Origin of the sequence: Herbiconiux sp. UC225_62 (assembly GCF_042694625.1) — a bacterium.
GTDB lineage: Bacteria > Actinomycetota > Actinomycetes > Actinomycetales > Microbacteriaceae > Herbiconiux.
Map to the genome: position 1 here is coordinate 2,158,956 of NZ_CP170551.1, position 25,773 is coordinate 2,184,728.

The following is a 25,773-nucleotide window of genomic DNA, read 5'->3' on the forward strand; positions in this document are numbered from 1 at the left end:
TCGTCTTCCTTTCATTGCGCTGTCCCCGCGGCTGCGGGGAGGATCGGGGGCCGCGAGGGGCCTGCGCCCTGAACAGCGGCGTAGGCCCGCTCGGGGCCGGGTCGTGCGGCGAGCTCGGCCGCGATGACGCGCAAAGGGCGGCGTCCGGCGAAGGATGCATCCGTCACGCGCAGGATCGCGTCCGCGAGCTCGGGCTCGGTGGCGGTGTTCGGATCGAGCGCTTCGGCGACTCCGGCGCGCTCGAGGGCGGCGGCGCCGGCGAACTGGTCGGTGGAGAAGGGCAGCACGAGCAACGGAACCCCGAAGGTCGCGGCCTCGGTGACGCTGTTGTTGCCGCCGTGGGTCACCGCCGCAGTCGCGTGGCGCAGCAGGCTGACCTGAGGGAGGTACTCGCGCACCAGCCAGTCGGCGGGCACGGGCCCGAGGAGAGCCGGATCACCGGTCCCCGTCGCGATCGCCGCCCGCAGCCCCGCCCGGCGCAGCGCTCCGGCCACGCGGGTCAGTACGTCGTCGCGCACCGACAGGAAACTGCCGAAGCTGACGTAGACGAACGGCTCGTCGCCGGCCGCGATCCACCCCTCCACCTCGGGGTCGCCCGAGTCGTCACGGGGAGTCGATCCGAGGTGCTCATGCGCCGGAAGGAGAGCGGACCGCTCCGGTTCGGCGAGCTGGCGCGGGTAGTTGAACAGCAGCAGTTCGCCCGATTCCGCGAACGCCGAGCGAGAGGGAGGCGCCGCCGGATCGAGGATCGTCAGGGCGGTGTTCCACTCCGCGGTGAAGCGCGCGTCCACGCGTTCGCACAGCGCTCGCAGCTCGGCCAGCTGCCGCCCGTCGGGCGCGAACGCCGCCGGCCACGCGGCGGGGAAGCCGTAGAGTTCGTTCCCCACGGGAAGGGCCGACGGGTGGCCGAGCACCACGTCGGCGTAGCGGATGCCCGCCGCCCGCAGTCCGAGACGAGCGCTGAAGGCGAGATGGTCGACCACGATCGCATCCGGCTGCACGCGTTCGACCAGGTCGATCGTCGCGCTCGCCGTGGAGACCGGTTGCCACATCAGATCCGTCAGACGCTCGGCCGCCTGGTGGTGCAGCGTGGCGATCATGCCCTTCCTCGTCGCGCCGAAGAAGGCGCGCAGCGAGAGATCTTCGTCGAGCGGCTGCTCCTCGGTCTTGATGACACCCGGGTTCGACCCCCGCCCCAGCTGGAGGGGCTCGTGCTCGAAACCGGAACGCTTCACGATCGGGGCGGTGGCGGGGCCTGTGGCCACGACCACCCGTTCGCCCCGGCTCTGCCACGCCGTGGCGATGCTCGCCAGCGGCAGCAGGTGCGAGGCGTAATCAGGGCTGATCACGAGGAGCGTCATGCTGCGATCACCGGCCATTCGGTGTCGACGGATTCGCGGCGCACCCCGTCGTAGACCTCGGCGAGGGCCGTGGCCATCGCTTGGATGGTGAAGCTCTTCTCCACCACGGCGCGGGAGCGGGCGGCCCGATCCGTCGTGGTCTCGGAGGCGGCGGCGGTGAGCGCTCCGTCGATCGCCGCGGTGAGGGCGGCCGCATCCCACGTGCGGGTGAGGAATCCGGTGTCGCCGTGGTCGACGTAGGTCGCCGGCCCGCCGCCGTCGGGCGCCACGACGAGCAGGCCCGTTGCCATCGCCTCGAGCAGCGCGATGCCGAACTCCTCCTTGAGGCTGCCGCAGACATACACCCCGTTGGGGGCGGACAGGCCGGGCAGGCCGAGCCGGGCCGCGGCGACCCACCGGGCGACCGTGTCGTTCGGCTGGTGTCCCGGCAGCAGAAGCCCGGCCTCACGCTGCCGGGCTCGTGGCACGATCGCATCGATGGCGTCGAGCTGTTCGCGCTCGTCGGCCGACGGATGGTTCAGATCGCCTCCGATGAGCAGCAGGTTCGCGCGCTGGGCGGCCGTGCTGCCCTGCCAGGCGTTCACGATCGCCGCCATGCCCTTCACCCGGTGGAACCGCCCGACGCTCACGAGCAAGGGGAGACCGCGGCGCTCCGCGGGCAGCGACTCGACGAGGGCGCGCAGCTCGACGAGCGCGGGCACCGCTTCGGCGCCCCGAGCGTGGTTCCGCGCTTCCTCGACGGCCTGGTCGACCACGCGCAGGTCGATCCCCTCCGGCACGATCGTGTGCCGTTCGGGATGCGAGTCGATGTCGATGCCGACGAGGACGCGCATGTCGCGGCGCAGTTCCGGGCGCGGGAAGAGCACCGTGTGGTTCGCGTTCGAGGCGAGACGCTGCACCAGCCGGGCGCGGAACCAGAAGTGCTCGCGCTCGTCGGCGGCGCCGAAGGTGGCGCGGGTGAGCGATCCGGCCGAATCCATCGACTGGATCACGGCGTGCGGATCGGGGGCCACGGTGAAGACCACCGGGATGTCGAGCTCACGCGCGACGTCCGACGCCGCCAGGCTGCCCACCTCCGCCATCCGGAGATGCAGCAGATCGACGCTCCCTGCGGCGCGGAGCAGGCGACGGATGCCGCGCCGGGCGGCGACCCGCTGCGGCCACGCGGCCGCCGAGCTCACGGTGGGGGTGACGAGCGGGATGCGGCCGTAGCGGTGACCGGAGGCGTGGGCGGCGATGTCGGCGACGCTGTCGATCGCGTCGGGCACGGAGCCACGCGAGAGGGTGAGCACGCGCCCGACTCGGTTCACCGCCGGTTCGGCGGCGTGGGACGGAGCGGCGTGGTCTTCCCCGCCCGCGATCAGGGCGTCACCGAGGCGCACGAGCAGAGTGGCGACGCCGCCGTTGTCGCCGCTTCCCGCAGCGCTCAGTCGGGCGTCGACGTCGGCGTGCAGGAAGAGTTGGGCCACGGTCAGCGGGCCGGAGCCGACGCGGGTGCGCACGGGACCGGCGGCGAGGTCGATCAGCGCGAGCCGGGCGACGTCGGCGATGGCCGCATCGGAGTCGCGTGTCAGTTCGTCGAGCAGGCGGCTGACCCGGTCGTCCCCGCGTCGTTGACCGAGCGCTGCGACGGCGGCCGAGCGCACCAGCGGGTGTTCGCCGCCGTCGCGAGCCGCTGCGATGAGGCGGCGGTCGGGTCCGTCGCCGCGGATCAGCCCGAGGGTCTCCATCAGGCGGTAACGCGCCTCCGGTTCGTCCACACCCAGCAAGGCGCCTTCGAGTCCGACGGCGACGGGTTCGGGCGCGGTGTTCGCCCACTGCTCGAGCGATCGCTGGGCGATCATGCCGCCGAAGCCGCCGTCGACCACCATCCCCATGAGACGTCCGACGGCGTCGACGTGGGGGGATCCGAGCACCGAGCACCCAGGCCGCGTGTTCGCGGAGGAAGCCGCGGTCGTTCGAGAGGAGACCGGTGAGGGCCCGATCGGCGGAGTCGTCGACGATCTGACCCAGGGCGTGGGTCGCGGCGATCGCGGCCACGTCGTCGTCGCCCTGCAGCGCCGACGCGAGCACCCGCAGTGTGCGCAGTCCCGGTTCACGGCTGGCCTCGAACGCGACGTCGTCGGCCAGTCGCATGGCCTCGACGATGCGGGTGGCCCCCGAGAGCTCGTCGAGTGACGTCTGGATTCCCATGCACGGCCTGCTTTCTGATCGCCGACTGATCCTAGATGATTTGGATACTAGTTTGTCTAGCTAATACTGCACAGGTCGTCTCGGTGAATTTCGAGAGTGGTGCATCCAACGAGGGGTCTGGCGGGGAAGTAGGGGTGTCAGCAGTTTTCTCCGGCCCTCGGGCCCGATCAGGAGGTACTCATGCGCACGACCCTCGTCGCCGGCATCGCAGCCGGCGCCCTCATCGCCCTCGGCGCGGCGATCCCCGCCAGCGCCGCCGAAGGCGACGCTTCACTGTCGGTTCTCCATGCGGTTCCGGGGGTGACGGTGGATGTCTACGTCAACGGATCGCTCACGCTCGACGACTTCACGCCCGGTACCCTGGCCGGGCCTCTCGCCCTGCCCCCGGGCACCTACTCGGTGGCCATCACCGCGTCGGATGCCGCCGACGCCAGTTCGCCGATCATCGGGCCCATCGACCTGCCGCTGGCGGCGAACGGCAACTACACCGCGGTGGCGCACCTCGACGCATCCGGCACCCCGACCGCGACGCTGTACACCAACGACACGTCCGTCATCCCCGCCGGTCAAGGCAGGCTGACCGTGCGCCACGACGCGGCGGCTCCCGCCGTCGACGTGCTCGCGGGCGGCGCTCCCGTCATCACGAACCTGGCCAATCCGGGCGAATCCGTGTTGACCCTTCCGGCCGGAACCGTGTCGGCATCGGTGGCCGCCACGGGAACCACCGATCCGGTGATCGGGCCGGCGGACGTCACCGTGGCCGAGGGTGTGAGCACCATCGTCTACGCCTGGGGCAGCCTGGAAGACGGCAATCTCGCGCTCGCGGTGCAGACCATCGACGGTCTGCACTCGAACCCGGGCGGCATCCCCGCCGGCAACGCGGGGCTCGCAGCCACGAATCGCCCCGGTGATGCGACTCCGCTCTGGATCGGTGCCGTCGCCGTCGTGATGGCGGCCGCGTTCAGCGGTCTCCTCGTCCGGCAGCGCGCGGTCGCGAAGTCGCGTCGCTGATCCGAATGCGCTCCCGACGGACCACGGCAGAGGCGACCGCCGCCCCTGCCGTGGTTCTCCTTCGGACACAGGCGGCCACGGGTGTGCTCATCGCCTGCGTGGCCGCCCTGAGCTGCGCCGTGCTGCTGAGCGGATGCGCTCCGCTCGATCCGACGACGGCATCGATGGTGGCCGGATCGGACTCGCCCAACCCGGCCGGGGCCGCGATGAGGCCGACGTCCTCGCCCGAGCCCACGCCCACGGTGCTCCCGGAGGGGACGCCGGTGCCGGCCGTGCCGCTGACCGACGCCGACCTCTCGGCCATGGCGTCCACTCCGACCGTGCCGCCCGTTCGCGTCGAGGTCCCGTCGCTCGGCATCGACGTCGTGGTCGCGGCCGAGGCCCTCGACGACCAGGGGGCACTCGCCTTGCCGGCCGATCCCGCCGTCGCCTCCTGGTACCGCTTCGGACCGTCGCCGTGGAGTTCCGCCGGCGCCACCGTCATCGCGGCGCACGTCGACTCGCTCGAGTACGGTCTCGGCTCCTTCGCGCGATTGCGGGATGCGCCACCCGGCACACCGGTCACGGTCACGGCCGCCGACGGCCGGGTCGCGCAGTTCGCCGTGCAGGAGGTCGTGGTCGCCGAAAAGGCAGGTATCGACTGGTCGCAGGTGTTCGACCGCGGCGGACCGGTGCGCCTGGAGCTGATCACCTGCGGAGGGGAATTCGACTACGACACCGGTCACTACCGCAGCAACGTGATCGTGACCGCCGTGCCGACCGGGTGACGGGAGGCCGCCGTATGCTCTTCAACACGGTGAAGGTGCCGACCGGCGCCGACGCCCACCAGGCGCAGCCGGATCGCGACGACGCGCCCCGGAGCAGGAGGTTCCACACCGACGTGACAGACGTTCCGACCGATGAGCAGAGCATCGCCGCCGCATTCCGCGCCGGCGACGAGAGCGCGCTCGCCGACGCCTACGCGCGGTGGTCGCCGCTCGTGCACACGCTGGCCCTGCGGTCGCTGGGCGACGGGCACGAGGCCGAAGACGTGACGCAGAAGGTCTTCGTGGCGGCCTGGCGCGGCCGCGAGCGATACGACCCGTCGCGGGCCCGCCTCGGTGGATGGCTGGTGGGAATCGCCCGCCACAGCATCGCGGACGCCCATGAGGCACGCGCCCGCCGTCGCCGCAGCGAGGAGGCGTACGCCGCCGAGCTGAGCACCGGGGTGCGGGACGCCGCCGACGTCGCCGATCTGGCCGACCGGGTGATGATGGCCGACGAGTTGGATCGCCTCGAGCCGATCCCGCAGAAGGTGATGAGGCTGGCCTTCTACGACGACCTCACGCATGCCCAGATCGCCGATATCCTCGGCTTGCCCCTGGGCACCGTGAAAAGTCACATCCGCCGAAGTCTCCTTCGGCTACGAACACGTTTGGAGGTGAATGATGACGCATATCGATCCTGATCGCCTGGCGTCGTTCGCGATGTCGGACGACGAACCGGATGGCGCCGAGCAGGCGCACCTGGCCGAGTGCGCTGTCTGCGCCGCCGACCTGTCGGAGTCGGAGCGCGCGCTGGAGCTCGCGCAGGAGGCCCGCGGGGTCGACCTGATCGCGCCGCCGCCCGAGGTGTGGGCGCGGATCCAGGGCGAGCTCGGGCTCAGCGAGACGGTGATGCCGACTGCCGCCGTCCCTCGTCCGTCTCTCCGTCCGGAGCCCGAAGCCGCGCCCGCGCCGCCGGTGGCGATTCTCCGTGGTGCGCGCCGACCGCGGTTCTGGATACCGCTCGCGGCCGCCGCTCTCGTGGTGGGGCTCGTCGGGGGCGTCGGTGCGGGAGTGTGGTGGCAGTCGACGCGCCAGGCCGAGGCCGGGTCGACGCTCGCCGAAGCCGAGCTCGAGCCGTTCCCTGAGTGGCCGGACGCCCGCGGCAGCGCGGTGGTGCAGCAACGACCCGACGGCACGCGTCAGGTGGTCGTCGACGTCGACCCGGCCGCCGACTCCGGGTCGCCGGATGCTCCGCTGCGCGAGGTCTGGCTGATCCGCACCGACGGGACCGGCCTGATCAGTGTCGGTTTCCTCGACGGCACCTCGGGTCGTTTCGACATCCCGGCCGGCATCGACCTCGCCCAGTACGCGCTCGTCGACGTGTCGGCCGAGGCCGACAACGGCGATCCGACCCATTCGGGCGACTCCATCGTCCGCGGCGAGCTCCGCGCCCTGTAAGGCCGCGCGTGCGATTTTCGACGCCATCGGGGCGCATCCGTCGGCCGCTGGGTAGAGTCGCTGCTGAGCGGCTGATTGCCGGGCCGTGCCCGACTCCGAGGAGATGACATGGCCACGATCGCCGAACTGCTATCCGCGAACCTCCACCAGGTCTTCGGCAACCGCGATGCGACATCCCGTCGCGCAGCGATCGACGCCACCTACACCGAGGACGTCGCCTTCACCGACCCCGAGGAGACGGTGACCGGGCGCGATGCACTGGAGGCGAAGGCCGCCGGGCTGATCGACGGTGCCCCGGCCGACTTCGTGTTCGCCGACGACGGCCTCGCCTACACCGGATCGGACACCGCCGCTCTGGCCTGGACCTTCGGTCCGAGCGGCGCCCCCGTCGCACGCGGCATCGACATCATCACCGTCCACGACGGCCGCATCAGCGCTCTCCGCACCCTCCTGCACGAGTAGGGCTCGTCGGCCCGCGGCGGCCGGTGATCGACTCGTGCGGGACCGGTGTGGTGCAATGTCTGCACACGCTTTCGGAGGTCGGGATGAGCCACGACGATGCGCACCTCAGGTCGGAGCTGAAGAACGACCTGCGGCACCGATTGCGTCCGCTGACGAACATCGTGCCGCGCGGCCGGACCCGGCAGGTGACGCCGCTGGAGCTGCTCTACGACCTGACCTACGTGATCGCGTTCGCGGCCGCCGCAGAGGAGGTTGCCGCGTCGATCGCCGAGGGGCACGTGGCCGCCGGCATCGGCGCCTACCTCTTCGCGATCTTCGCCGTCGGGTGGTCGTGGCTGAACTTCACCTGGTACGCGTCGGCCTACGGCAACGACGACGCCCTCTTCCGCGTCGCGACGATCGTTCAGATGGTGGGCGTCCTGGTGCTCGTCTTCGGCCTGCCGCAGAGCTTCCACGACGCCGCCGAAGGCCACAATCCGAACAACCTGCTCATCGCTGTCGGCTACCTCGTGATGCGCGTTCCGCTCATCCTGCTCTGGCTCCGGGCCGCCCGCTACGACGAGGAGCACCGTCGCTCCGCTGTCGCCTACGCCATCACGGTGGCGGTCGCGCAAGTGGGCTGGCTGCTGACCGCCGTCATCCCGATGCCGGCACTCGTCGCCGTCGTCGCGCTCGCCGCGTTGGTGGCGGGCGAGATGGTCGTGCGCGTGCTGATCGAACAGCGGCTCGGCCGCACCCCCTGGGAGCCGGGACACATCGCCGAACGGTTCGGGCTGCTCACGCTCATCGCGCTCGGCGAGGTGGTCGCCGCGACCACCCGCACGGTCGCGGTGCTGACGCAGGAGCAGGGGTGGTCGCTGGGCGCGGTGATGATCGCGGCCTCCGGGCTCGTGCTCGCCGCCGGCCTGTGGTGGGCTTATTACCTTGTGCCCTCAGGCGCCATCCTCCTGCGGCAGCCGGAGCGGGTCTACGCCTGGCGGTACACGCACCTGCTGGTCTGGGCCGCGATCCCGGCCGTCGGGGTCGGACTCCGTCTCGCCGCCGAGGCTCTGGAGGGCGGCGAACTCACGCTGCTCGGGATCGCCGTCGCACTCGTCGTTCCGGTGGGCGCGGTGATCGTGCTCGTCTTCCTGTTGTGGAGCATGCTCGTCCGCTCTTACGACCTCACGCACATCCCCCTGCTCGTCGCCACCCTGGTGCCGCTCGGCGCCGCGGTCGTGGTGGCCGCGATCGCCGGCACGGATGCGCCGTTCGACCCCCATGACGGCTCCGACCTCACCGCGCTGGTCACCGTGATCGCACTGGTGGCGCTCAGCACCGTGGTGGAGGTGGTGGGGCACGAGATCGTGGGCTACGCCCACACCGTGCGGGCGCTGGTACGTCGAGGCGAGCTCCGCGAGACCTGACGTCGCGGACCCACGGCCTCAGTGAGCGGTGCGGTCGAGTTGCTCCAGCGCGGCCTGGGCGCGGTCGAGGCGCGCCGCCTCGGGCTCGTCCCACCAGCGGGGTCCGCGTTCTCCGAGCCCGTGCTTGGCGAGATCGACCCGGCGTCGCGCATCCGCCATCCGTTCCCGGTCGCCGCCGCGCTTCGCGACGCCCACCATCGAGCGCGCGCTGCCGAGGTGCGACCTCAGGGCGTCGGCGAGTTCCGACGGAAGCGCGGGATCCGTGCGGCGCCACCGCCGGCCGCCCATCACGAGCCAGCGCGCGGTGTCGTCGTCCGGTGTCATGGACTTCCTCTGCCGACTGCTGCGCCTGGTGCCGTGCGGCGCGCTCAGATCACGACGCGGTCGGGACCGGGGTGTAGATCGTCGGGGTCGTCTCGCCCGGGGCGGTCGTCGCTGATGGGGCGCCGTTCGTCTGCCGCGTCGAGGGGAGCGCCGGCGGCGTGCCGTGGCGCGTCGTCGTCCCGTGGCGTGGCGGCGTCGCGGAGCTCGGCCGCGGAAGCGATCCGGGCGTCCTGAGGCTTCCCGTCGACGCGTGCGGTGTCGTCGTGCCCACGCCCGTCGACGTCCCGACGCACGTCGGCGTCCTGGCGCTCGTCCGTGTCGTCCCGTCCATCGTCAGGTAGTCGCGCGTCGAAGTGCGCTCCCGCCGTGGCGGCCGCCGGAGCGGCCAGGTCGTCGCGGTGGCCGGCGTAGTACGCGCGCAGCTCCTGCTCCTCGGCGGGGCTGAGCCCGCCTTCCGCGTCCGGATGCGGGGCGTTCTTCACGTCGTCCTTCTCGAGCTCGACGAAGACGTCGTCGTGCTCCCAGGTGGCGTCCTCGAGCGGAACGAAGAGGCTCTTGCGCCCGAAGATGCCGCCGTGCAGCACGGCCCAGGTCGGATGCCCGTCGGCCGCGTCGACGAGAACCTGGTCGATCCGGCCGATCTTCGCCTTGTCACTCCCGTAGAGCGTGGCGCCGACGATGCTCTGGATGTTGTTGGAGGGAAGCATCGTCTCTACCTTCCGAGTCCGGCGCGGTCGACCTTGCGGTGGAAGCGCATCCCGGCCAGGCCGCCGAGCAGCGCGCCGGCGAGGCTCGCGAGTGCGACGGCGATCGCGGTGATGACGCCCACCGTGGTGAGGCTGCCTTCGTCGACCGGGATGCGCGGGAACCCGTTCATGCTCGCCAGCACGTTGAACTGGCTGCCGGCGATCGCAGCGATGATCGCCACCACGACGGCGACCGCCACGGCCCAGAGCCACACGGCGAGCCCTTGTTTCACACCGTCGAAGCGCGCCATCCGACCGGCGACGTATCCGCCGGCGAGGTAGGCCACGAAGATCACGACCACGATCGCGATGGCGCCCGCGATGCCGATGGTGGCGGCCTGGCTCTCATCCACGTCGCTCGCGTCGGCGTCGCCGCCGGTCACGCCGAGGCCGATGGCGGCACCGGTCGCGGAGACGAGGGCGGTGAGGATGACGGCGGTGCCGGTGGCGGCCAGCCAGCCGAAGAAGGCGGACCCGAACTTGAAGCCGCCGAAGGCCTGGCGCTCCCGCTCGACCACGTCCTGCCGCAGGGTGGTGCGGTCTTCGAGCGGAACGGAGCCCGCCGCTCGGGTGTCGTCGAGGGGAACGGCGCGGGTGTCGTCGCGCGCTCGGTCGTCGGGTGGGAGGGCAGTCATGATGCAACCTTTCGCAGTGCGTCATGCCTGAACCTACGACGGTCGGGCGATTCCGGCTCAGGCTTGACATTCGGAGAAGCGGCGTTCCGGCCGAAGGTAGGCTTGGCCCCCGTGAGTCTGATCCGCCTGAACGACGTGAGCATCGAGTTCGACGGGCGACCCGTGGTGAGGGAGGGTTTCCTCAAACTGCGGGCGGGTGACCGGATCGGACTGATCGGCAAGAACGGCACCGGCAAGACGAGCTTTCTCGAGCTCATCCTCGGGCGTCTGCAGCCGAGTTCCGGCACCGTCGACGTCACGCTCGGCACCACGATCGGGTACTTCTCGCAATTCTCCGAGCTCGACGGCGACCGGAGCATCCGTGAGCTGTTGAGCGACCACTTCGCCGCCGTGCACGAGACCCAGGCCCGTCTCGACGCCATCGGGAAGCAGCTCGCCCATCCGATGGCCGACGACACGATGACCGCGCTGCTCACGGAACAGGGCGAACTGTTCGAGCGGATGGATGCCATCGACGGCTGGTCGTACGAGAACACCATCGACACCGTGCTCACCAGCCTCGGCTTCGACGAGTCGCGGCGCGACCTCCCGGTCGACCGGCTGTCGGGCGGATGGCGCAACCGGGCCGCCCTGGCGCGGATCCTCATCCAGTCTCCCGACGTCCTGCTGCTCGACGAGCCCACCAACTTCCTCGACCTCGACGGCGTGCGATGGATCGAGAACTGGCTCGCACGCTACCTCGGGGCCGTTCTCGTGGTCTCGCACGATCGGCAGTTCCTCGACGGCGTCGTGACCCGCATCGTCGAGATCGAGAACTACCGTCTGCAGGAGTACGAGGGCGACTACTCGGCCTACGTCCACGCGAAGCAGTCACGGCTGAAGATGCTGGAGCGACAGTTCGCGCACGAGGAGGAGCTGTTGGCCTATGAGCAGGCCGCCAGCGCCGCTCGCCGGGAGGCCGCGCGGAATCCGTCGAACGCGGTCGCGCGACGGCTCGCCGACATCAAGAAGCGGCAGGCACCGCGGCCGATCGACCAGATCATCACCGACATCTACGGCGGGCTCCGAGTGAGCAACGATCTGCTCGAGGTCGTCAAGCTCACGAAGGGCTTCGGCGGCTCGCCGCTCTTCGAGGGCCTGACGTTCAGCCTGCACCGGGGCGACCGCGTGGCCGTGCTCGGCTCGAACGGCTCGGGCAAGTCGACGTTGCTGGATGTGCTCACCGGCGAGACCGAACCGGATGCCGGGCAGATCCGGTGGGCGAAGGGCGCCCGGTTCATCTCCTACAACCAGGTCTATGCCGAGCTCGACCTCACCGATTCGGTGGGCCACGCGGTGAACGCGTACCCCGACTCGCTCGCCTTCAGCGCCACGAAGAAGAGCGTCGGCCGCTTCCTCGCCATGCTGCAGTTCTCGGATGCCGACCTGCAGCAGAAGATCGGCAACCTCTCCGGAGGGCAGCGCGCACGGGTCGCCATCGCACAGTGCCTGCTCTCGGGTGCCGCTGTGATCGTGCTCGACGAGCCCACCAACCACCTCGACATCACGAGCACCCAGGTGATGGAGCGTGCACTCACCCATTTCCCGGGCGCGGTGCTCGTCGTCTCGCACGACCGCTTCTTCGTCGACAAGCTCGCCGACCGCCTCCTCGTCTTCGACGGCACCCCACACGTCACCGAACGCCCCGCCAACGGCGCCCTCTAGAGCACCCGCCTCCGTCGCCCGGCTCGGGTGTGCGCTCTGAGCGAATCGGGGGGCAAGCGGGGGTGGGGCGAGGTGGAATTGGTGCATGAACGATCGTGATCCGCTCGACGCCTACTCGCGCACGGTCATCGGGGTGGCCGAGCTCGTGCTGCCCTCGGTCGCGAGTGTCGCGGTCGAGACCCGACGCGGTGCCGGAGCCGGCAGCGCGTCCGTCATCGGAGGCGACGGTCTCCTGCTCACCAGCGCCCACGTCGTCGCGGGTGCCCAGTCCCTCGAAGTGGCGTTCTCCGACGGGAGTTCATCCGACGCGCACGTGGTGGGCGCCGATGCCCTCTCCGACCTGGCCGTGCTGCGCGCCGAGGGGAGTACCCCCGCGCCGCTCACGCTGGGAGACGCCGCCGAGCTCCGCGTGGGTCAGCTCGTGGTGGCCCTCGGCAACCCCCTGGGTCTCGCAGGGAGCGTCACGGCCGGCATCGTCTCGGCGCTCGGGCGCTCCCTTCCGACGAGTGCCGGACGCGTGATCGACGAGGTCATCCAGACGGATGCCGCGTTGAACCCCGGCAACAGCGGAGGTGTGCTGGCCGACGGATCGGGTGCCGTGGTCGGCGTGAACACGGCCGTCGCCGGTGTGGGCCTCGGCTTGGCCGTGCCCATCAACTCCACCACCCGCGAGATCATCGACTCGCTCATCGCCTTCGGCCGGGTGCGCCGGGCCTGGCTCGGCATCGCCGGCGTGCAGATCCAGCTGCCCGCCGAGGTCGCCGCGAAGGTCGGCGCGGCGAAGGGGATGCAGGTCGCGACCGTCGTGGCCGACAGTCCGGCCGCGCTTGCCGGCATCCGTCGGGGCGACATCGTCATCTCGCTCGACGGCAAGAAGATCGTGAGCGCCACGGCCGTACAACGCCTCATGGTGGAGAATGCGATCGACCGCCTGATCGAGATGACGGTGTGGCGGAACGGCGCGCTGGTCGACGTCATCCTGCAGCCGACGGAGCTCTCCCTGCACTGACGATCTCGGGAGTCCGCACCGACACTGGTGTCGACCGCAGCCGCAACGAGCGGGGCGCCGGGTGACCGAGCGCGGAGAACACGCGGCGCAACTCGGCCGCTCCGCCGAATCCGCTGTGGTGGGCGATCTGGTTGACGGTGAACCCGCGAAAGTCGTCGTTCTGCAGCATCGACCGGGCCAGTTCGGCGCGCTGCCGGCGGATCTCGCCCGACGGTGTCGTGCCGGCCGACATGAACACCCGCTGCAACTGCCGGGGCGACACCCCGACGGCGCGGGCGACGGTGGCCGGGGTGAGCGCTCGATCAGCGCGGTTCGCCAGGATGTATGCGGTCGCGCGGTCGAGGCAGGTCGCCCGCGGCCGTACGAGCGCGTCAGCGCTGCGGCCCTCGAGCACGATGGAGACCACCATCTCCCAGAGCAAGGTCTCGATCAGGTATTCCGGGAGCGCACCCAGCGGCTCGGCGATCTCGAGAAGCCCCCTGAGGAACCTCTTCACCGGCTGCAGCACGGCCGATTCGTGCACCGATCCGATCAGCGACTCCGTCTCGATGTAGTCGATCACGACGGATTCCGGCACGGCGACCACCAGGACCCTGCCGGCCGTCTGCCCGCCGATGACATAGCGGTGGCCACCGGCGAGATAGACGACCTCGTTCTCCCGCACGGCGAGCGGGGTTCCGAGCTCCAGGTGCACCGCCACGGGTCCCTCGAGCGGGGCGATCACCTCCAGCATCGACACCGGAGGGCGGCGGGGAGGGAGGTTCCTCCCTCCCGGCAGGTCGAGCAGCGAGACCTCGCAGGCGCCCACCCGTGCTCGCGTTCGCGCGGGCCGAGCCGTGTCGTGGATTCGTTCGCCGTCCATCACCGTCCGCCCCTTGCCGAATGCGACTCAGGTGAGGCGGGGTCTGGGCGGTGACGAGAGTCGTTGACACACGGTACGTCCGAAACGCCTCGCCGTCCACTGATCGCGACACCTGTGAGGCGAGTGCGGGATCAGCGGGTGCTGAGCTCCTCGGTCCAGGCGCCCGGGTCGCGGGTCGCCGCGCCGAGCTCGGCCTCGAGGGTCGCGACGGCGGGATCGAGCGAGACCGCCGTGGTCGCGGCGGCGAGCTCCGTCAGGTGTGCGGGTCGGCTGCTGCCGAGCACCGGCACCAGCCGGGAGTCGGTGGTCACCAACCAGCGGGCGAGCAGCGCGACCGGCGACACCCCGTGCTCCCGCGCGACCTGATCGAGCACCTCTCGGCGCCGCCGGTTCTCGGCGGTGTGGAATGCCCCGTCACCGGCGTCGTCGCGCCCGGCGAAGTATCCGCTCGACTGCGAGCTCCAGGCGAGCAGCGTGAAGTCCAGTTCGTGCGCGAGAGCGAACAGCTCGGGGCCCGCCGTCTGCACCCCCGCCCACTCGGGTGTCCCCGAGGCGGCCGCCAGGCCGAAGTAGTTGCTCACCCAGGTGAGGGGAGGCCCGTCGATCCGCCCGAGGGCGTCGACGAGGGCCGCGACGCGGGCGGCGCTCCAGTTCGAGACGCCGATCCGTGCGGCGATGCCATCGGCCACGAGAGCGCTCAGGGTCTCGGCGATGTCGTCGACGGAACGCGAGGGATCATCGCGGTGCAGGAGGTAGCCGTCGACCCGCGACACCCCGAGGAGTTCGAGGCTCGTGCGCGCATCCGCGAGCAGGTCGGCCCTCGAGAGGCGCGAGGCCCAGGTGGTGGTGTCCGGATGCCCGCCCTTGGTCAGCAGTCGCAGCTCGCCCGCGTTCCAGCGCTCCGCCATCCAGGCGCCGACGACCTCTTCGCTCCGCCCGTAGATCCGGGCGGTGTCGATGTCGCGGCCGCCCGCCTCGAAGTAGGCGTCGAGTGCCGCGAAGGCGTCGGAGGTCTGGAAGGAAGCGGTGCCGAGGAAGAAGCGAAGACTCACAGTCCAGTTATACCCGCCGTCGATGTCCGTATGAGGGTCTGCTTCGCCGAGTCAACTAGTGCAACTCGTGGGTTGCATTTCGTAGGTCCAAGTGCAACTATGGAGTTGCAGATACAACGAGGAAAGGAATATCGTCATGAGCATGACCGTCAACCCCGCATCCGTCGTCGACGAGGGCGAGTTCACCGTCCGGCGCACGATCCGCATCGACGCTCCCCTCGAGAAGGTGTGGGCGGCCGTCACCCAGCCCGAACTCATCTCGCGGTGGTTCGGAATCACGAGATTCACCGGGGCGTCGGGCGCCGCCCGCGTCGGAGCGCTCGGAACAATCACCTGGCCCGAGCGCGAACCGGTCCCCGTGCGCGTCGAGGCGGTCGACGCTCCGCATCGCGTGTCCTACCGCTGGTGCAACCCCTGCCTCGGCGAGCCGGTGCCCACCGAGATCGACGAGGCGCACTCGACCGTCTTCACCTTCACGCTCGAGCCCGTGACCGACGGCACGCAACTCACCGTGGTGGAGACCGGATTCGAGACCACCTCCGATCCCGCAGCCGACCTCGAGAGCCACCGCGGAGGGTGGGACGGCGAGCTCGACAAGTTGGTCGCCCTGCTCGAGAGCGGCTCGTGACCACGGAGACGCTGGTTCCGATGTTCGCGGCGCTCGGAGACGAGACGCGGTGGAGCATCCTGACGGCACTCGGCCAGGGCGACGCCTCGGCGTCGGCTCTGGCCGGGCTGCTGCCCGTGACCCGTCAGGCCATCGCCAAGCACCTCGCCGTGCTTCAGGAGGTGGGGCTCGTGGAGCCCGTGCGCGTGGGGCGGGAGGTGCGGTATCGCGTGGTCGGCGCATCCCTCAGCGCCACCGCACAACGGCTCGACGCGATCGGGGCCGAGTGGGATCGGCGTCTGGCCGCGATCAAGGAGATCGCGGAGGGGCTCTAGGAGGGACGGATCACGCCGGCTTCACGGCTTGGATCGTGTACGACAACGGCGCCACGCCGGCCCGCGCGCCCAGGGCGAACTCGCCGTCGGGGCGCTCCACCATCTGCCCCGGCAGGGCTTCCCAGGGCACGCTGTCGTGCTCGACGAGCATCGTGAGCACGAGTCCGGCGTCGAGCAGGGCGGTCACGATCTCACCGAGGCCGTGGTTCCACTCGTACGTCTTCGTGGCCGTGAGGGGTCGATCCGTCTCGACGTAAGAATTCTCGTCGTTCCATTCGAGTGGCTCGCTCTGCTCGAAGTAGGGGAAACGGAGGTGCAGGTCGTCGTCCAGCGTCTCATCCATCGTCCAGAGGATGGGATGGCCCTCGCGCAGGAACAGCCGCCCACCCGGCTTCAGCAACCCGGCGATCACCCGCGCCCAGTCGTCGATGCGGGGCAGCCAGCAGAGCGCGCCGATCCCGGTGTAGACGAGGTCGAAGGATGCCGGTGCGAGCACACTCAGGGCCCCGTCGACATCCGATTCCACGAACTCGACCGCGTCGCCGCTCTCCTGCACCAGCGCCCGCGCCTCGGCGAGGGCGACGGACGAGAAGTCGAGACCGGTGACGTGGGCGCCCAGGCGCGCGAGCGACAGGGTGTCGGTGCCGATGTGGCACTGCAGGTGCACGGCGCGCAGGCCCGCGATGTCCCCGAGCCGCTCACGGTCGAAGCGCACGACCTCGGAAAGCAGCGCCGGGTCGTCGATGTAGCGCTGCACGCCGTATCCGTGGCCGGCGGTGCGGGTGGCGTGCGCAGCGGCCCGGTCGTCCCAGTTGGCGCGGTTGGTGTCGAGGTAGTCGTCCATGGTTCGTCCCTTCGTCGTGCACCGCCGCGCGGCAAGCCGATCAGGATATCGCGCTTTGGAGCCGTCGGCGAAGGGGGCACTGCTGGCGTCTCGAGCGGTCGGGCGATGCGAACCTGTTCGGCCGCGCCGGCGTCGACATCGGTCCCTGCGCCTCGGCACGATGCTGTCCGGCGAATGGGCAACCGGGATGTCGACGACTAGATCCGCGTCATCCGTCAATCCCGATGACGGCAGCGACGGCGCTGCGGCGCTCGTCCTGACGCTCCGGTGTGCGATTCGGGAGGAGGAGAAGCGAACCAGGGTCGAATACGGGGTCGGTTCGCGTCTCCTCCTCCCGAAATCGCGACGCCGCTCGAGTGAAGGGCCGGCGCCGGCGATCAGACGCGTCGGCGGAGGAGGAGGATCGCGTCGTCGAGCACCGCGCTCTGGCCGTCGGGACCGGTGGCAGCGCGGGAGCGGCTCTCGGCGATGACCGTTTCCCAGGCGCCCTCGGGCAGAGCGAGCGACTCGCGCACCTGCTCGGGTGTCGGGAGGTCGTCGTGCCCGTGCTCGTGCGCAGGCGCAGCCTCGCCGTCGTCGTGCTCGTGCCCTCGCCGCTCGTGCGCGTGTCCGGGCGCGGCTTCGCCCGCGTCGTCGTGCTCGCGCCGTCGCGACTCGTCGTATTCGTCGGCGTGCCCGGGTGCGGCCTCGCCCGCGTCGTCGTGCTCGTGCCCTCGCGACTCGTCTCGCGCGTGCGCGTGCGCGTGCCCCGGCGCGGCCTCGTCGGCCTCGTCGTTGTCGGCATGCCGCGACCATGGTGGGAAGCTGGCGTGCCCCACCACGAGGAGGTACCCGGCCGGCGCGACCGCCGCCGCGGCCCTCCGCAGCACCTCCTCGCGCGGGAAGGCGACCGGAGAGTGCAGGAAGCACGCCGACACGAGGTCGTAGCCCGGCGAGGGAATCCAGGTCGCCAGATCCGCCTGCACCCAGTCGATCCGCTCGGCGACACCGCGATCGGATGCGTGCACACCGGCGCGAGCGAGCGCCGTGGCCGAGATGTCGACCCCGGTCACCTGCCACCCCTGCTCGGCCAACCAGATCGAATCGGCGCCCTCCCCGCTCCCGAGGTCGAGCGCGCGCCCCGGCGTCACGGCAAGTGGTTCGACAACATCCACCAGAGCCTGGTTGGGTCGTCCGCTCCAGATCTGGTCGCGCTCGCGGTAGCGACCCTCCCAGAAGGCCGTCGCATCCGTCTCGGTGTTCTCGCTCATGCCTCCAGCTTGGCGCTCGACCCCGCCCCGCCGAAATCCCGTGCCGAAACGGCAACGCCGGCATCGGTCGTCAGGCGGGGAGGGGCGCGATCCGCTGGATGATCGAGGTGAGCCGGGCGTGCAGGTCCATGAGCTCGTCGATGTCGACGCCGAGAGCCGCGACCACCTGGGGAGGCACGTCCTCCGCCTTCGCGCGGAGTGCCCGGCCCGTGGGGGTGAGCCGCACCGCCAGCTGCCGTTCGTCATCCGCCGATCGCTCGCGCGTCACGAGTCCGGCCGCCTCGAGCCGCTTCACGAGCGGCGACAGCGTCGCGGGCTCGAGCCGTAGCAGCTCGGCCAGGGCGGAGAGGGAGCGGGGCTCGCTCTCCCACAGCGCGAGCATCACGAGATATTGCGGATGCGTCAGCCCCATCGGTTCCAGGATCGGCTTGTAGGCGCCGATCACCGAGCGCGATGCGACGGCGAGGGCGAAGCACAGCTGACGATCCAGCGCGAGAAGGTCGGTTTCGGTCTCGAGCGTCCCATTCGACATAATTAGATAGTACACTAATGGTTATGGCACGAAAGAAGAGTGAGCGGAAGGTGAACCCCCTCAATCCGTGGGAGGGCAAGCGCGGTTTGTTCAACAACATCAACCGCATCGTCTACAGCTACGCCGGCCCCGCGCAGGTGGGCATCGGCCGCGCCGAAGCACCCTACGTTCCGCCAGCCGACCCTCGTTGCCCCCTCTGCGGCCGGCCGATGGCTCTGCACGAGATCGATCGCTCGGGGGAGCGCACGCAGCTGCACTGCCCTGTCGCCTGAAAACCCGACGGGTCGCAGGGAGGTCTGCCGCGGGATAATGAGGGCATGAGCGCCGACCTCGACGAACTGCGCCGCCTGCGCCGGGCACGAGATCTGATGGATCGCGAATACGCCCGTCCGCTCGATGTGCCCGCGCTCGCCCGCACCGCCCTCATGTCGACCGCGCACTTCAGCCGCAAGTTCCGCGAGGCGTACGGCGAGACGCCTTACTCGCACCTGATGACCCGTCGGATCGAGCGCGCGAAAGCCCTCCTCCGCCGCGGCGACATCAGCGTGAGCGACGCTTGCTTCGCCGTGGGCTGCACCAGCCTCGGGTCGTTCAGCTCGCGCTTCACCGAACTCGTCGGCGAGACGCCGAGCGCCTACCGCGCCCGCGACCACGGCGAGACCATCGCCATCCCGAGTTGCGCCTCCATGGTGCTGGGCCGCGCCCGGCGCACGCCGCCCTCCGAGGCGGGTCGGGCATCCGTCGAGGCCGAATCCGACGATCTCGGATCGAGCAGGATCGAAGAAGCATCCGTGGTGGCCGCGCGCTAGCGTCGGTGCCATGACAATCTCACTCAGCCACGTACACGTGCTCGTCGACGACCCCGATGCGGCACTCGCCTTCTACCGCGACACCCTCGGGCTCGAGGTGCGCAACGAGATCGAGAACGACGGATTCCGCTGGATCACGCTCTCGACCCCCGATCAGCCCGAGATCGAGATCGTGCTGTCGCAGCCCCACGCCGGCGTCTCGAAGGAGGACGGCGATGCCCGCGCGGCGCTGCTCGCGAAGGGCGAGCTCCCCGGTGTGCTCTTCCGCTCCGACGACCTCGACGCCGCCTTCGAGAAGGTGCGTGCCGCCGGCAATGCCGAGATCCTGCAGGAGCCGACCGACCAGTTCTGGGGTGTGCGCGACGCCGCCTTCCGCGACCCGGCCGGCAACATGGTGCGCATCAGCCAGGCCTGACGCCGCTCGTCGCCGACGCAGCGGTTGCGGGCGGATGTCGCCGATCGGTTAGCATCAGGAATGCCTCCGCGCGTCGCCCATCGTCTGACCCGTGCCGTCCGCGGTCGCCTCGCCGCCGCATCCGTCGCCGCTCTGGCCGCGTTCGCGCTGGTGTTCGGTGCGGTGGTCACGCCTCCGGCGCCGGCTCCCGCCTCGGCTGCGGCGACTCTGCCCGGCTGGCTGCACACCAGCGGCGCCTCGGTGAAGACCGCATCCGGCGCCGACTACGTCATCAAGGCCGCCGCCTGGTTCGGCATGGAGACCTCGAACTGCGCGCCACACGGACTCTGGACCATCTCGCTCGACGCCGGGCTCGCCCAGATCGCCTCGATGGGGTTCAACACCATCCGGCTACCGTTCTCGAACGAATGCCTGGCGCAGGCGCATCCGAACTCCATCAACGAGCAGGTGAACCCCGGGCTGGGCGCATTGAGCGTGCTGGAGCTGCTGGATCGGGTGGTGGCGCGGGCCAAGGCCTATGGGCTGAACGTCATCCTCGACCGGCACCGGCCGGATTCGGGTTCGCAGTCGGAGCTCTGGTACACCGGGCAGTACAGCGAGGCGCGATGGATCGCGGATTGGCGGATGCTCGCCGCGCGGTTCGCGAACGAGCCCTCGGTGATCGGCTTCGATCTCCACAACGAGCCGCACGGATCGGCGTGCTGGGGTTGCGGGGATCCGGCCACCGACTGGCAGGCGGCGGCCACGCGTGCCGGTGACGCGGTGCTGGCCGTGAATCCGCGGCTGCTGATCGTGGTGGAGGGCGTCGAACGGCAGCCCGACGGGAGCTCGACCTGGTGGGGCGGGGGACTTGCTGGGGTGGCGGCCAAGCCGGTCAAGCTCGCCGCGGCGAACCAGGTCGTGTACTCGCCGCACGACTACCCGTCGACGGTCTTCGCGCAGAGCTGGTTCCAGGCATCCGACTATCCGCGGAATCTGGCGGCGCTGTGGGAGAGGAACTGGGGCTTCATCGCCACCAAGGGCATCGCGCCGGTGCTGCTCGGGGAGTTCGGAACGAAGCTCGAGACGGCGAGCGACCAGCAGTGGCTGGCGACGCTCGTGGGGTATCTCGGGGCGAAGAAGATGGGTTTCGCGTACTGGTCGTTCAATCCCAACAGCGGGGACACCGGAGGGCTGGTGAAAGACGACTGGGTGACGCCGCAGGCGGCCAAGCTCGAGGCGCTCCGGCCGCTGCTCGGAGCGGCGGGCGGTACCCCCGCGCCGAGCGCGACGCCGACGGCGACGCCCAAGCCGACGGCGACGCCCACGCCCACCGCCACGCCGAAACCGACCGCCACGCCGAAGCCCACCGCCACGCCCAAACCCACGGCGACGCCGAAGCCCACCGCCACGGCGACGCCGAAGCCCACCGCGACGGCCGCACCCACGCCGAAGCCCACCGTGACGCCGACGCCCACGCCGACGCCGACTCCCACGCCACCGGCCGGCGCCGGTCCCGTCTCCGCGAGCTGGAACCTGCAGAGCTCCTGGGGCGAGGGCTACGTGGCCGAGCTCGTGGTGACGGCCGGGGCCAAGGCGTCCGGGTGGACGGTCACGTGGCCCGACACCACCGCCACCGCCATCGTCAACTCCTGGGGCCTGAACTGCACTCTGGTCCCGAAGAAGTCGATCACCTGCGCCGGGAGCGACTGGGCGTCGACCCTGGCACCGGGCCAGTCGGTGCGCGTCGGGCTCCAGGTCGCGGCGACGGCGGCCCCGCGCGCGCCGACGCTGACGGTCGCGTCGCGCTGAGCCCCGCATGCGTTGATCCGCATGATTGGATGAACGGATGACCGACTCCATCCCCGCCGACTACGCCGACCTGCTCGAGCAACCCAACTACGGACATCTCGGCACCGTACGCCCCGACGACACCGTGCAGGTCAATCCCATGTGGTTCCTGCGCGACGGTGACACCCTGCGCTTCACGCACACCACGAAGCGCGGCAAGTTCCGCAACCTTCAGCGCAACCCGTCGATGAGCCTCTCGGTGATCGACCCCGACAACCCGTTCCGCTACCTCGAGGTGCGCGGCCGGCTCATCGCGGTCGAGGCCGACCCCACGGGTGCCTTCTACGTCACCCTCGGTCGCCGCTATGGCAATCCGCACCAGACCCCGCCGCTGGACTCGACCGACCGAGTCATCCTCGTCATGAGCATCGAGCGCACCACCGCCCAATAGTTAGTGAGTTATGCTCGACGTATGCGTCGCGCTCGACCTTTACTTTCAATAACCGTAGGATATCGTAGCTTTTATGAAACCCAGTGTGCCTCTGGTGGCTCCACTGCTGCGATCGGACACTCAGGGACGATTGCTGGCCGGTCTCTATCTGTTTCCCGACCGAGAACGTACCGCATCGCAACTGGCGCACGATGCCGAGACCAGCCTGCCGACCGTCTTACGAGAGCTTGATCGTATGGTTCCGATGGGCTATCTCATGGAACGATTCTCTGGGCGCAATCGTTACATCCGCGTCAACCAGGAACATCCGCTCTACGCTCCGGTAGCCGAGATACTGAGGTACTCATACGGCCCGGTGGCGGTGATCCCCGGACTGCTCATCCCCATCCCGGGGATCGAGGAGGCATACGTCTACGGGTCGTGGGCAGCTCGATTGACCGGCGAGGTCGGGAGCGACCCTCATGACGTCGACGTGATCGTCGTGGGAAGCCCGGATCGCCAAGCGATCTTCGAAGCCGCGGGCCGAGGCAGCAGCGCGCTGGGCCGTGAGCTCAGCATTCGCGTCGTCTCGCGGTCCGCATGGGATGCCGGCGACAGTGCCTTCCTCCGCACGGTGCAGGCCAGGCCGTTGGTACCGCTTCCACTTCACGAAACGGATGCGGGGTGATGCTGCGTTGGGAGAAGGGGCGCGACCGAGTCGACTCTCTCCTGGCTCGGCGCCACCTGGAGGCGGTCACGGCCAATCGAGACCTTGCCGACGAGTACCTTTCGCAGGCGAGCGCCCATCTGCGCACCTCGGCCGCTGTCGCGGGGACAGACCCGGTCGGGGAATTCCAGCTTGCGTATGACGCGGCTCGCAAGGGCCTCGCTTCGCTCTTGATCGTCCAGGGCCTTCGGCCGACTTCCGTCGGTGGCCACCTCGCGCTCTACGAGGCCGTGCTCGCCCAATTCGATCCGCCCCTCGGCTCTGTGTTCCGGGCGTTCGGGTGGATGCGTCCGCTGCGCAACGACAGTGAGTATCCGTCGGTCGATAGACCGGTCGCATCTGTCGACGACGCGATCGCGGGCCGCGACGCGGCTGCCCAGATCGTGGATGCGGCCGCCAAGCTGATCGGGCAACTCCCGCCCTACGGCAGATGAGCCCGCGGGCTAGTAGCCGGCGGGCTTGGTGGCGAGGCCGTCGAGCCAGAGGTGGTCGTTGGGGTCGGAGTGGGCGGTGTCGGTGCCGACATGCTTCGACGAGATCCGGTCGCCCTTCGTGATGACGTGCACGAGCGCCATGCCGTAGCCGCGCCCGAGCCGCTCTCTCGAGCTCCTTCGGGCTGGCCTGGCGGCTCCAGTGGGGCACGATCCTCGGCTGGTCGGTGGGCGGCGCCGCGTTCGGTCTGCTGGCCGGATCCCTGTCGACCCTGGTGCAACAGGCGGCGGCGAGTGATCCGTCGATCCAGCAGTCGTTGCAGAGCATCGTCGGCAGCGCCGGGTCGATGACGCAGACGTTGGTGGCCGCGATGTTCAGCTTCGTCGGCGTGCTGGCGGCGGCGTGTGCGACCCAGGCGGTGATCCGGATGCGTCAGGAAGAAGCACTCGGAACGGCCGAGCTGGTGCTCTCGTCGCCGGTGTCGCGGGTGCGATGGCTGGTCGACTACCTCGTGCTCGGGCTTGTGGCCATCGCGATCGTTCTGGCCGCCTCCGCGGCCGTGGCCGCGCTGAGCCTCGCCGCCTCGGGCGACGCGACGGTGAGCGCGGGCGACGTGTTCGCCACCGCCGCGGCGCAGATGCCGGCCGCTCTGATCTACCTCGGCGTGCTCGCGCTTCTCTTCGTGCTCCTCCCGAAGGCGATGATCGCGGTCGGCTGGGCGTTCGTGGCTGTCGGGGTCGTGGTGGGGAACTTCGGCGGTCTGATCGGGATGCCCGACTGGCTACGTGACCTGTCGCCCTTCACGCACACGCCCGTGATCACGGGCTCGACCACCGACTGGAGCGGGGCGGTGTGGATGGGGGCGATCGCGGTGGTGGCGGTGGGCGCCTCCGTCGTGCTGATGCGCCGGCGCGAGGTGAGCACGGCGTGAGCGCGGCCGTTCGCCCGAGCGGCATGAGAGGCTGAGGGGATGGCGCGAGACGAGCAGGCGTTGCGGACGGCGGTCGAGAAGTCGGCCGCCACGCTCACCGCCGCCGGGTTCCCGAAGATGCCGGCGCGGCTCCTGATGACGCTGCTGGTGGCCGAGCCCGGGGGGCTCACCGCCGCCGAACTCGCTCAGACCCTTGGCGTGAGCGCCGCCGCCGTCTCGGGCGGGGTCCGCTACCTGCAGACCCTCGGAGCCCTGCACCGCGTCGCGCAGCACGGCAGTAGGCGCGATCGTTACGAGCTCGTCGAGGACGCCTGGTACACCGCGTCGCTGAAGAACAGCCCGCTTTACGGCACGCTCGCGGGCCTGGCCGAGTCGGTGCATGATGCCCTCGGCGATCCCGGCTCGGAGGCCGCCGAGCGGGTACAGGACATGGTGGACTTCTACCGTTTCCTCGAGGTGCGGATGCCGCAACTGCTCGAAGAGTGGGAGGGGCAGCGCGACGGCCGCACGCGGCGAGCCGCGTCAGAAGCGGAGCTGGGCCGCTGACGTGAGTTCGCGCCACAGGGGGTGCCCGGGCGGGGCGCCGGATGCGGCGGGAACCGGCTCGTAGACGTCGGCCGCCTCGAGGGGGCCGAGATCGAGAGCGGTGAGGGTCGCGACATCCGCGACCGGGAGCTGGAAGGTGCGGTACGGGCCGAGCGGAGGTGGCGCGTCCGCCGCGCGCGCCTGGGCGAGCGCGGCCTCCAGGTCGATGCCGTCGAGCTGCGGCGACTGGTCGAGCAGGTAGGCGCTCGCGGCCAGGTGGGGCGCAGAGGCCGCGGGGTCGCCACCGCCGGGCGTGACCGCAGGAGGTGTCGCCCAGCAGGCGATCTTCCAGAAGCGGAGCGGGATGCGCGCCCCGCGGTATTCGGGATCGCTCCCGCCGAACACCGGCCCCGTGAAGACGCTCAGGCGCTGCCGATGGGTCTCGGCGTAGGCGAGCACGTAGTCCTCGAGCCCGTTCCAGAGCTCCTTGGACTGATTGAATTCCGCGGCCTGCGGGGCGGCGTTGGTGTAACAGAACGTGTCGACGTTGGCCGCGCTCGCCGTCTGCGCATCACCCCACAACGGGTCGCGGCGACGTACCAGGTGTCCGCGATCGAGGTCGTTGCGGGCGTAGACCTCGGGGCCGGTCTGCTGGTCGGCGGACACCCGTTCGTCGAGGTGCCAGTCGTCGCCGCGGCCGAGATCGAGCAGCGTGGCACCGTCGATGTTCACCCCGGTCGCCGCGGCGAGGCGCCGATCGGTGTCGAGCAGCACGGTGAAATGAGTGTAGGCGAGCTCGCGGATGTCGCGGCCGGGACCCGTGGCCGGCAGCGGGCAGGGGGTGGCGAGGAATCCGGGATCGTAACCGAGCGCATCCATTCCTCCAGTCGAGCACGGCCCCTGCGATGCGCAACCCACGTCCGGGTGAACATCCGGAGAGAGGCGTGGCACCAGCCGGATGAGGCGCGATGGCCGTTAACCACAAGGGCCGTTAACCAGAGGATGCGGCGACACGTGATCCGTGGCGCCGCATCCATCCCCCCGCCCCAGTCAGACGAGAAGTTGCAACCGGTCCCGATTCCGTTTGCAACTTGAGACTTCAATATCGCATACCCAACCACTATTCGGCAACTGTCGTCCGACATATTTCGTCCCACATCCATGCCGCTTCGGGCATGCTCGCGGGGTTAGTCTCGG

Annotated in this window: 31 protein-coding genes and 1 pseudogene; 20 read left to right on the top strand and 12 right to left on the bottom strand. The window is 70.2% G+C overall.

Annotated features, from left to right (window positions below):
* Window positions 1-11 precede the first annotated feature (11 nt).
* Together ACFJGU_RS10440 and ACFJGU_RS10445 are read right to left on the bottom strand one after the other, a co-directional pair.
* Entirely contained in the window at window positions 12-1,361 is a 1,350-nt protein-coding gene (locus tag ACFJGU_RS10440; protein WP_382310108.1) for a glycosyltransferase, read from the bottom strand.
* On the bottom strand, window positions 1,358-3,277 hold the full coding sequence (locus tag ACFJGU_RS10445) for a glycosyltransferase (protein ID WP_382310110.1): 1,920 nt from the start codon (window positions 3,275-3,277) through the stop codon (window positions 1,358-1,360). Before ACFJGU_RS10445 ends, ACFJGU_RS10440 begins: the two co-directional genes overlap by 4 nt.
* A gap of 16 nt (window positions 3,278-3,293) precedes the next feature.
* Here ACFJGU_RS10445 and ACFJGU_RS10450 point away from each other — a divergent pair, with 16 nt between their 5' ends.
* The 7 genes from ACFJGU_RS10450 (at window position 3,294) to ACFJGU_RS10480 (ending at window position 8,637) form a co-directional block, all read left to right on the top strand.
* Window positions 3,294-3,539, top strand: coding sequence for a hypothetical protein (locus ACFJGU_RS10450; protein ID WP_382310113.1), 246 nt, complete (start codon window positions 3,294-3,296; stop codon window positions 3,537-3,539).
* 195 nt (window positions 3,540-3,734) lie between these two features.
* On the top strand, window positions 3,735-4,565 hold the full coding sequence (locus ACFJGU_RS10455; protein ID WP_382310115.1) for a DUF4397 domain-containing protein: 831 nt from the start codon (window positions 3,735-3,737) through the stop codon (window positions 4,563-4,565).
* A 50-nt stretch (window positions 4,566-4,615) separates the two neighbouring features.
* A complete protein-coding gene (locus tag ACFJGU_RS10460; RefSeq protein ID WP_382310117.1) occupies window positions 4,616-5,332 on the top strand; it encodes a class F sortase in 717 nt (238 codons plus the stop codon).
* A 14-nt stretch (window positions 5,333-5,346) separates the two neighbouring features.
* Window positions 5,347-6,012, top strand: a complete 666-nt coding sequence (locus ACFJGU_RS10465) for an RNA polymerase sigma factor (protein ID WP_382310119.1) — start codon at window positions 5,347-5,349, stop codon at window positions 6,010-6,012.
* The gene (locus ACFJGU_RS10470) at window positions 5,993-6,769 is read left to right on the top strand and encodes an anti-sigma factor (protein ID WP_382310121.1); all 777 of its coding nucleotides are present in this window, start codon (window positions 5,993-5,995) and stop codon (window positions 6,767-6,769) included. The genes ACFJGU_RS10465 and ACFJGU_RS10470 overlap by 20 nt, the downstream gene beginning before the upstream one ends.
* 108 nt (window positions 6,770-6,877) lie before the next feature.
* Window positions 6,878-7,231 (top strand): nuclear transport factor 2 family protein, encoded by a 354-nt coding sequence (locus ACFJGU_RS10475; protein WP_382310123.1) that lies wholly within the window; start codon window positions 6,878-6,880, stop codon window positions 7,229-7,231.
* Between the two features lie 83 nt (window positions 7,232-7,314).
* The gene (locus tag ACFJGU_RS10480) at window positions 7,315-8,637 is read left to right on the top strand and encodes a low temperature requirement protein A (RefSeq protein ID WP_382310125.1); all 1,323 of its coding nucleotides are present in this window, start codon (window positions 7,315-7,317) and stop codon (window positions 8,635-8,637) included.
* A gap of 18 nt (window positions 8,638-8,655) precedes the next feature.
* Here ACFJGU_RS10480 and ACFJGU_RS10485 read toward each other — a convergent pair whose 3' ends face one another.
* The 3 genes from ACFJGU_RS10485 to ACFJGU_RS10495 are packed head-to-tail and all read right to left on the bottom strand — an operon-like array spanning window position 8,656 to window position 10,342.
* Window positions 8,656-8,961 carry a biopolymer transporter Tol gene (locus ACFJGU_RS10485; RefSeq protein WP_382310128.1) on the bottom strand — a complete coding sequence of 102 codons (306 nt, stop codon included), beginning with the start codon at window positions 8,959-8,961 and terminating at the stop codon, window positions 8,656-8,658.
* Between the two features lie 44 nt (window positions 8,962-9,005).
* Complete coding sequence (locus ACFJGU_RS10490) at window positions 9,006-9,668, bottom strand: PRC-barrel domain-containing protein (RefSeq protein WP_382310130.1); 663 nt, start codon at window positions 9,666-9,668, stop codon at window positions 9,006-9,008.
* Window positions 9,669-9,673: 5 nt separating this feature from the next.
* Window positions 9,674-10,342: a hypothetical protein gene (locus ACFJGU_RS10495; protein WP_382310133.1), complete on the bottom strand. Its 669-nt coding sequence runs from the start codon at window positions 10,340-10,342 to the stop codon at window positions 9,674-9,676.
* A gap of 111 nt (window positions 10,343-10,453) precedes the next feature.
* Here ACFJGU_RS10495 and ACFJGU_RS10500 point away from each other — a divergent pair, with 111 nt between their 5' ends.
* Together ACFJGU_RS10500 and ACFJGU_RS10505 are read left to right on the top strand one after the other, a co-directional pair.
* Complete coding sequence (locus tag ACFJGU_RS10500) at window positions 10,454-12,046, top strand: ABC-F family ATP-binding cassette domain-containing protein (protein WP_382310134.1); 1,593 nt, start codon at window positions 10,454-10,456, stop codon at window positions 12,044-12,046.
* Window positions 12,047-12,131: 85 nt separating this feature from the next.
* Window positions 12,132-13,055 carry a S1C family serine protease gene (locus tag ACFJGU_RS10505; RefSeq protein WP_382310137.1) on the top strand — a complete coding sequence of 308 codons (924 nt, stop codon included), beginning with the start codon at window positions 12,132-12,134 and terminating at the stop codon, window positions 13,053-13,055.
* Here the strand turns inward: ACFJGU_RS10505 and ACFJGU_RS10510 are convergent.
* Window positions 13,021-13,917, bottom strand: coding sequence for a helix-turn-helix domain-containing protein (locus ACFJGU_RS10510; RefSeq protein ID WP_382310139.1), 897 nt, complete (start codon window positions 13,915-13,917; stop codon window positions 13,021-13,023). The genes ACFJGU_RS10505 and ACFJGU_RS10510 overlap by 35 nt on opposite strands.
* 131 nt (window positions 13,918-14,048) lie before the next feature.
* The gene (locus ACFJGU_RS10515) at window positions 14,049-14,969 is read right to left on the bottom strand and encodes an aldo/keto reductase (RefSeq protein WP_382310141.1); all 921 of its coding nucleotides are present in this window, start codon (window positions 14,967-14,969) and stop codon (window positions 14,049-14,051) included.
* A gap of 136 nt (window positions 14,970-15,105) precedes the next feature.
* On the opposite strand from ACFJGU_RS10515, the gene ACFJGU_RS10520 reads away from it, so the two are divergent.
* Together ACFJGU_RS10520 and ACFJGU_RS10525 are read left to right on the top strand one after the other, a co-directional pair.
* Window positions 15,106-15,597 (top strand): SRPBCC domain-containing protein, encoded by a 492-nt coding sequence (locus ACFJGU_RS10520; RefSeq protein WP_382310143.1) that lies wholly within the window; start codon window positions 15,106-15,108, stop codon window positions 15,595-15,597.
* Entirely contained in the window at window positions 15,594-15,911 is a 318-nt protein-coding gene (locus ACFJGU_RS10525; RefSeq protein WP_382310145.1) for an ArsR/SmtB family transcription factor, read from the top strand. The genes ACFJGU_RS10520 and ACFJGU_RS10525 overlap by 4 nt, the downstream gene beginning before the upstream one ends.
* A gap of 10 nt (window positions 15,912-15,921) precedes the next feature.
* Here the strand turns inward: ACFJGU_RS10525 and ACFJGU_RS10530 are convergent, their stop codons facing one another.
* From ACFJGU_RS10530 to ACFJGU_RS10540, 3 genes are all read right to left on the bottom strand, one after another.
* Window positions 15,922-16,755, bottom strand: coding sequence for a class I SAM-dependent methyltransferase (locus ACFJGU_RS10530; RefSeq protein ID WP_382310146.1), 834 nt, complete (start codon window positions 16,753-16,755; stop codon window positions 15,922-15,924).
* Between the two features lie 377 nt (window positions 16,756-17,132).
* On the bottom strand, window positions 17,133-18,005 hold the full coding sequence (locus tag ACFJGU_RS10535; RefSeq protein WP_382310148.1) for a class I SAM-dependent methyltransferase: 873 nt from the start codon (window positions 18,003-18,005) through the stop codon (window positions 17,133-17,135).
* Between the two features lie 70 nt (window positions 18,006-18,075).
* Entirely contained in the window at window positions 18,076-18,537 is a 462-nt protein-coding gene (locus ACFJGU_RS10540) for a MarR family winged helix-turn-helix transcriptional regulator (protein ID WP_382310150.1), read from the bottom strand.
* A gap of 23 nt (window positions 18,538-18,560) precedes the next feature.
* Between ACFJGU_RS10540 and ACFJGU_RS10545 the strand changes: the two genes are divergently transcribed.
* The 7 genes from ACFJGU_RS10545 to ACFJGU_RS10575 all read left to right on the top strand — a co-directional run bounded on the left by ACFJGU_RS10545 (window position 18,561) and on the right by ACFJGU_RS10575 (window position 23,122).
* Window positions 18,561-18,809 (top strand): hypothetical protein, encoded by a 249-nt coding sequence (locus tag ACFJGU_RS10545; protein ID WP_382310152.1) that lies wholly within the window; start codon window positions 18,561-18,563, stop codon window positions 18,807-18,809.
* 45 nt (window positions 18,810-18,854) lie between these two features.
* Window positions 18,855-19,346, top strand: coding sequence for a helix-turn-helix transcriptional regulator (locus tag ACFJGU_RS10550; protein ID WP_382310154.1), 492 nt, complete (start codon window positions 18,855-18,857; stop codon window positions 19,344-19,346).
* 10 nt (window positions 19,347-19,356) lie between these two features.
* Window positions 19,357-19,761, top strand: coding sequence for a VOC family protein (locus ACFJGU_RS10555; protein WP_382310156.1), 405 nt, complete (start codon window positions 19,357-19,359; stop codon window positions 19,759-19,761).
* Window positions 19,762-19,821: 60 nt separating this feature from the next.
* The gene (locus ACFJGU_RS10560; RefSeq protein WP_382310158.1) at window positions 19,822-21,552 is read left to right on the top strand and encodes a cellulase family glycosylhydrolase; all 1,731 of its coding nucleotides are present in this window, start codon (window positions 19,822-19,824) and stop codon (window positions 21,550-21,552) included.
* 37 nt (window positions 21,553-21,589) lie between these two features.
* The gene (locus tag ACFJGU_RS10565; protein ID WP_382310160.1) at window positions 21,590-21,982 is read left to right on the top strand and encodes a PPOX class F420-dependent oxidoreductase; all 393 of its coding nucleotides are present in this window, start codon (window positions 21,590-21,592) and stop codon (window positions 21,980-21,982) included.
* A gap of 94 nt (window positions 21,983-22,076) precedes the next feature.
* Complete coding sequence (locus ACFJGU_RS10570; protein ID WP_382310162.1) at window positions 22,077-22,649, top strand: hypothetical protein; 573 nt, start codon at window positions 22,077-22,079, stop codon at window positions 22,647-22,649.
* The gene (locus ACFJGU_RS10575) at window positions 22,646-23,122 is read left to right on the top strand and encodes a hypothetical protein (protein ID WP_382310164.1); all 477 of its coding nucleotides are present in this window, start codon (window positions 22,646-22,648) and stop codon (window positions 23,120-23,122) included. The genes ACFJGU_RS10570 and ACFJGU_RS10575 overlap by 4 nt, the downstream gene beginning before the upstream one ends.
* A 9-nt stretch (window positions 23,123-23,131) precedes the next feature.
* On the opposite strand, the pseudogene ACFJGU_RS10580 reads toward ACFJGU_RS10575, so the two are convergent.
* Window positions 23,132-23,281 (bottom strand): annotated as a pseudogene (locus ACFJGU_RS10580) (DUF4287 domain-containing protein); the annotation flags it as partial.
* 65 nt (window positions 23,282-23,346) lie between these two features.
* Here ACFJGU_RS10580 and ACFJGU_RS10585 point away from each other — a divergent pair.
* On the top strand, window positions 23,347-24,051 hold the full coding sequence (locus ACFJGU_RS10585) for a hypothetical protein (protein WP_382310166.1): 705 nt from the start codon (window positions 23,347-23,349) through the stop codon (window positions 24,049-24,051).
* A 39-nt stretch (window positions 24,052-24,090) separates the two neighbouring features.
* Window positions 24,091-24,597 (top strand): GbsR/MarR family transcriptional regulator, encoded by a 507-nt coding sequence (locus ACFJGU_RS10590; RefSeq protein ID WP_382310168.1) that lies wholly within the window; start codon window positions 24,091-24,093, stop codon window positions 24,595-24,597.
* Here ACFJGU_RS10590 and ACFJGU_RS10595 read toward each other — a convergent pair.
* Entirely contained in the window at window positions 24,574-25,455 is an 882-nt protein-coding gene (locus tag ACFJGU_RS10595; protein ID WP_382310170.1) for a DNA/RNA non-specific endonuclease, read from the bottom strand. The two genes, ACFJGU_RS10590 and ACFJGU_RS10595, sit on opposite strands and share 24 nt — an antisense overlap.
* Window positions 25,456-25,773 lie beyond the last annotated feature (318 nt).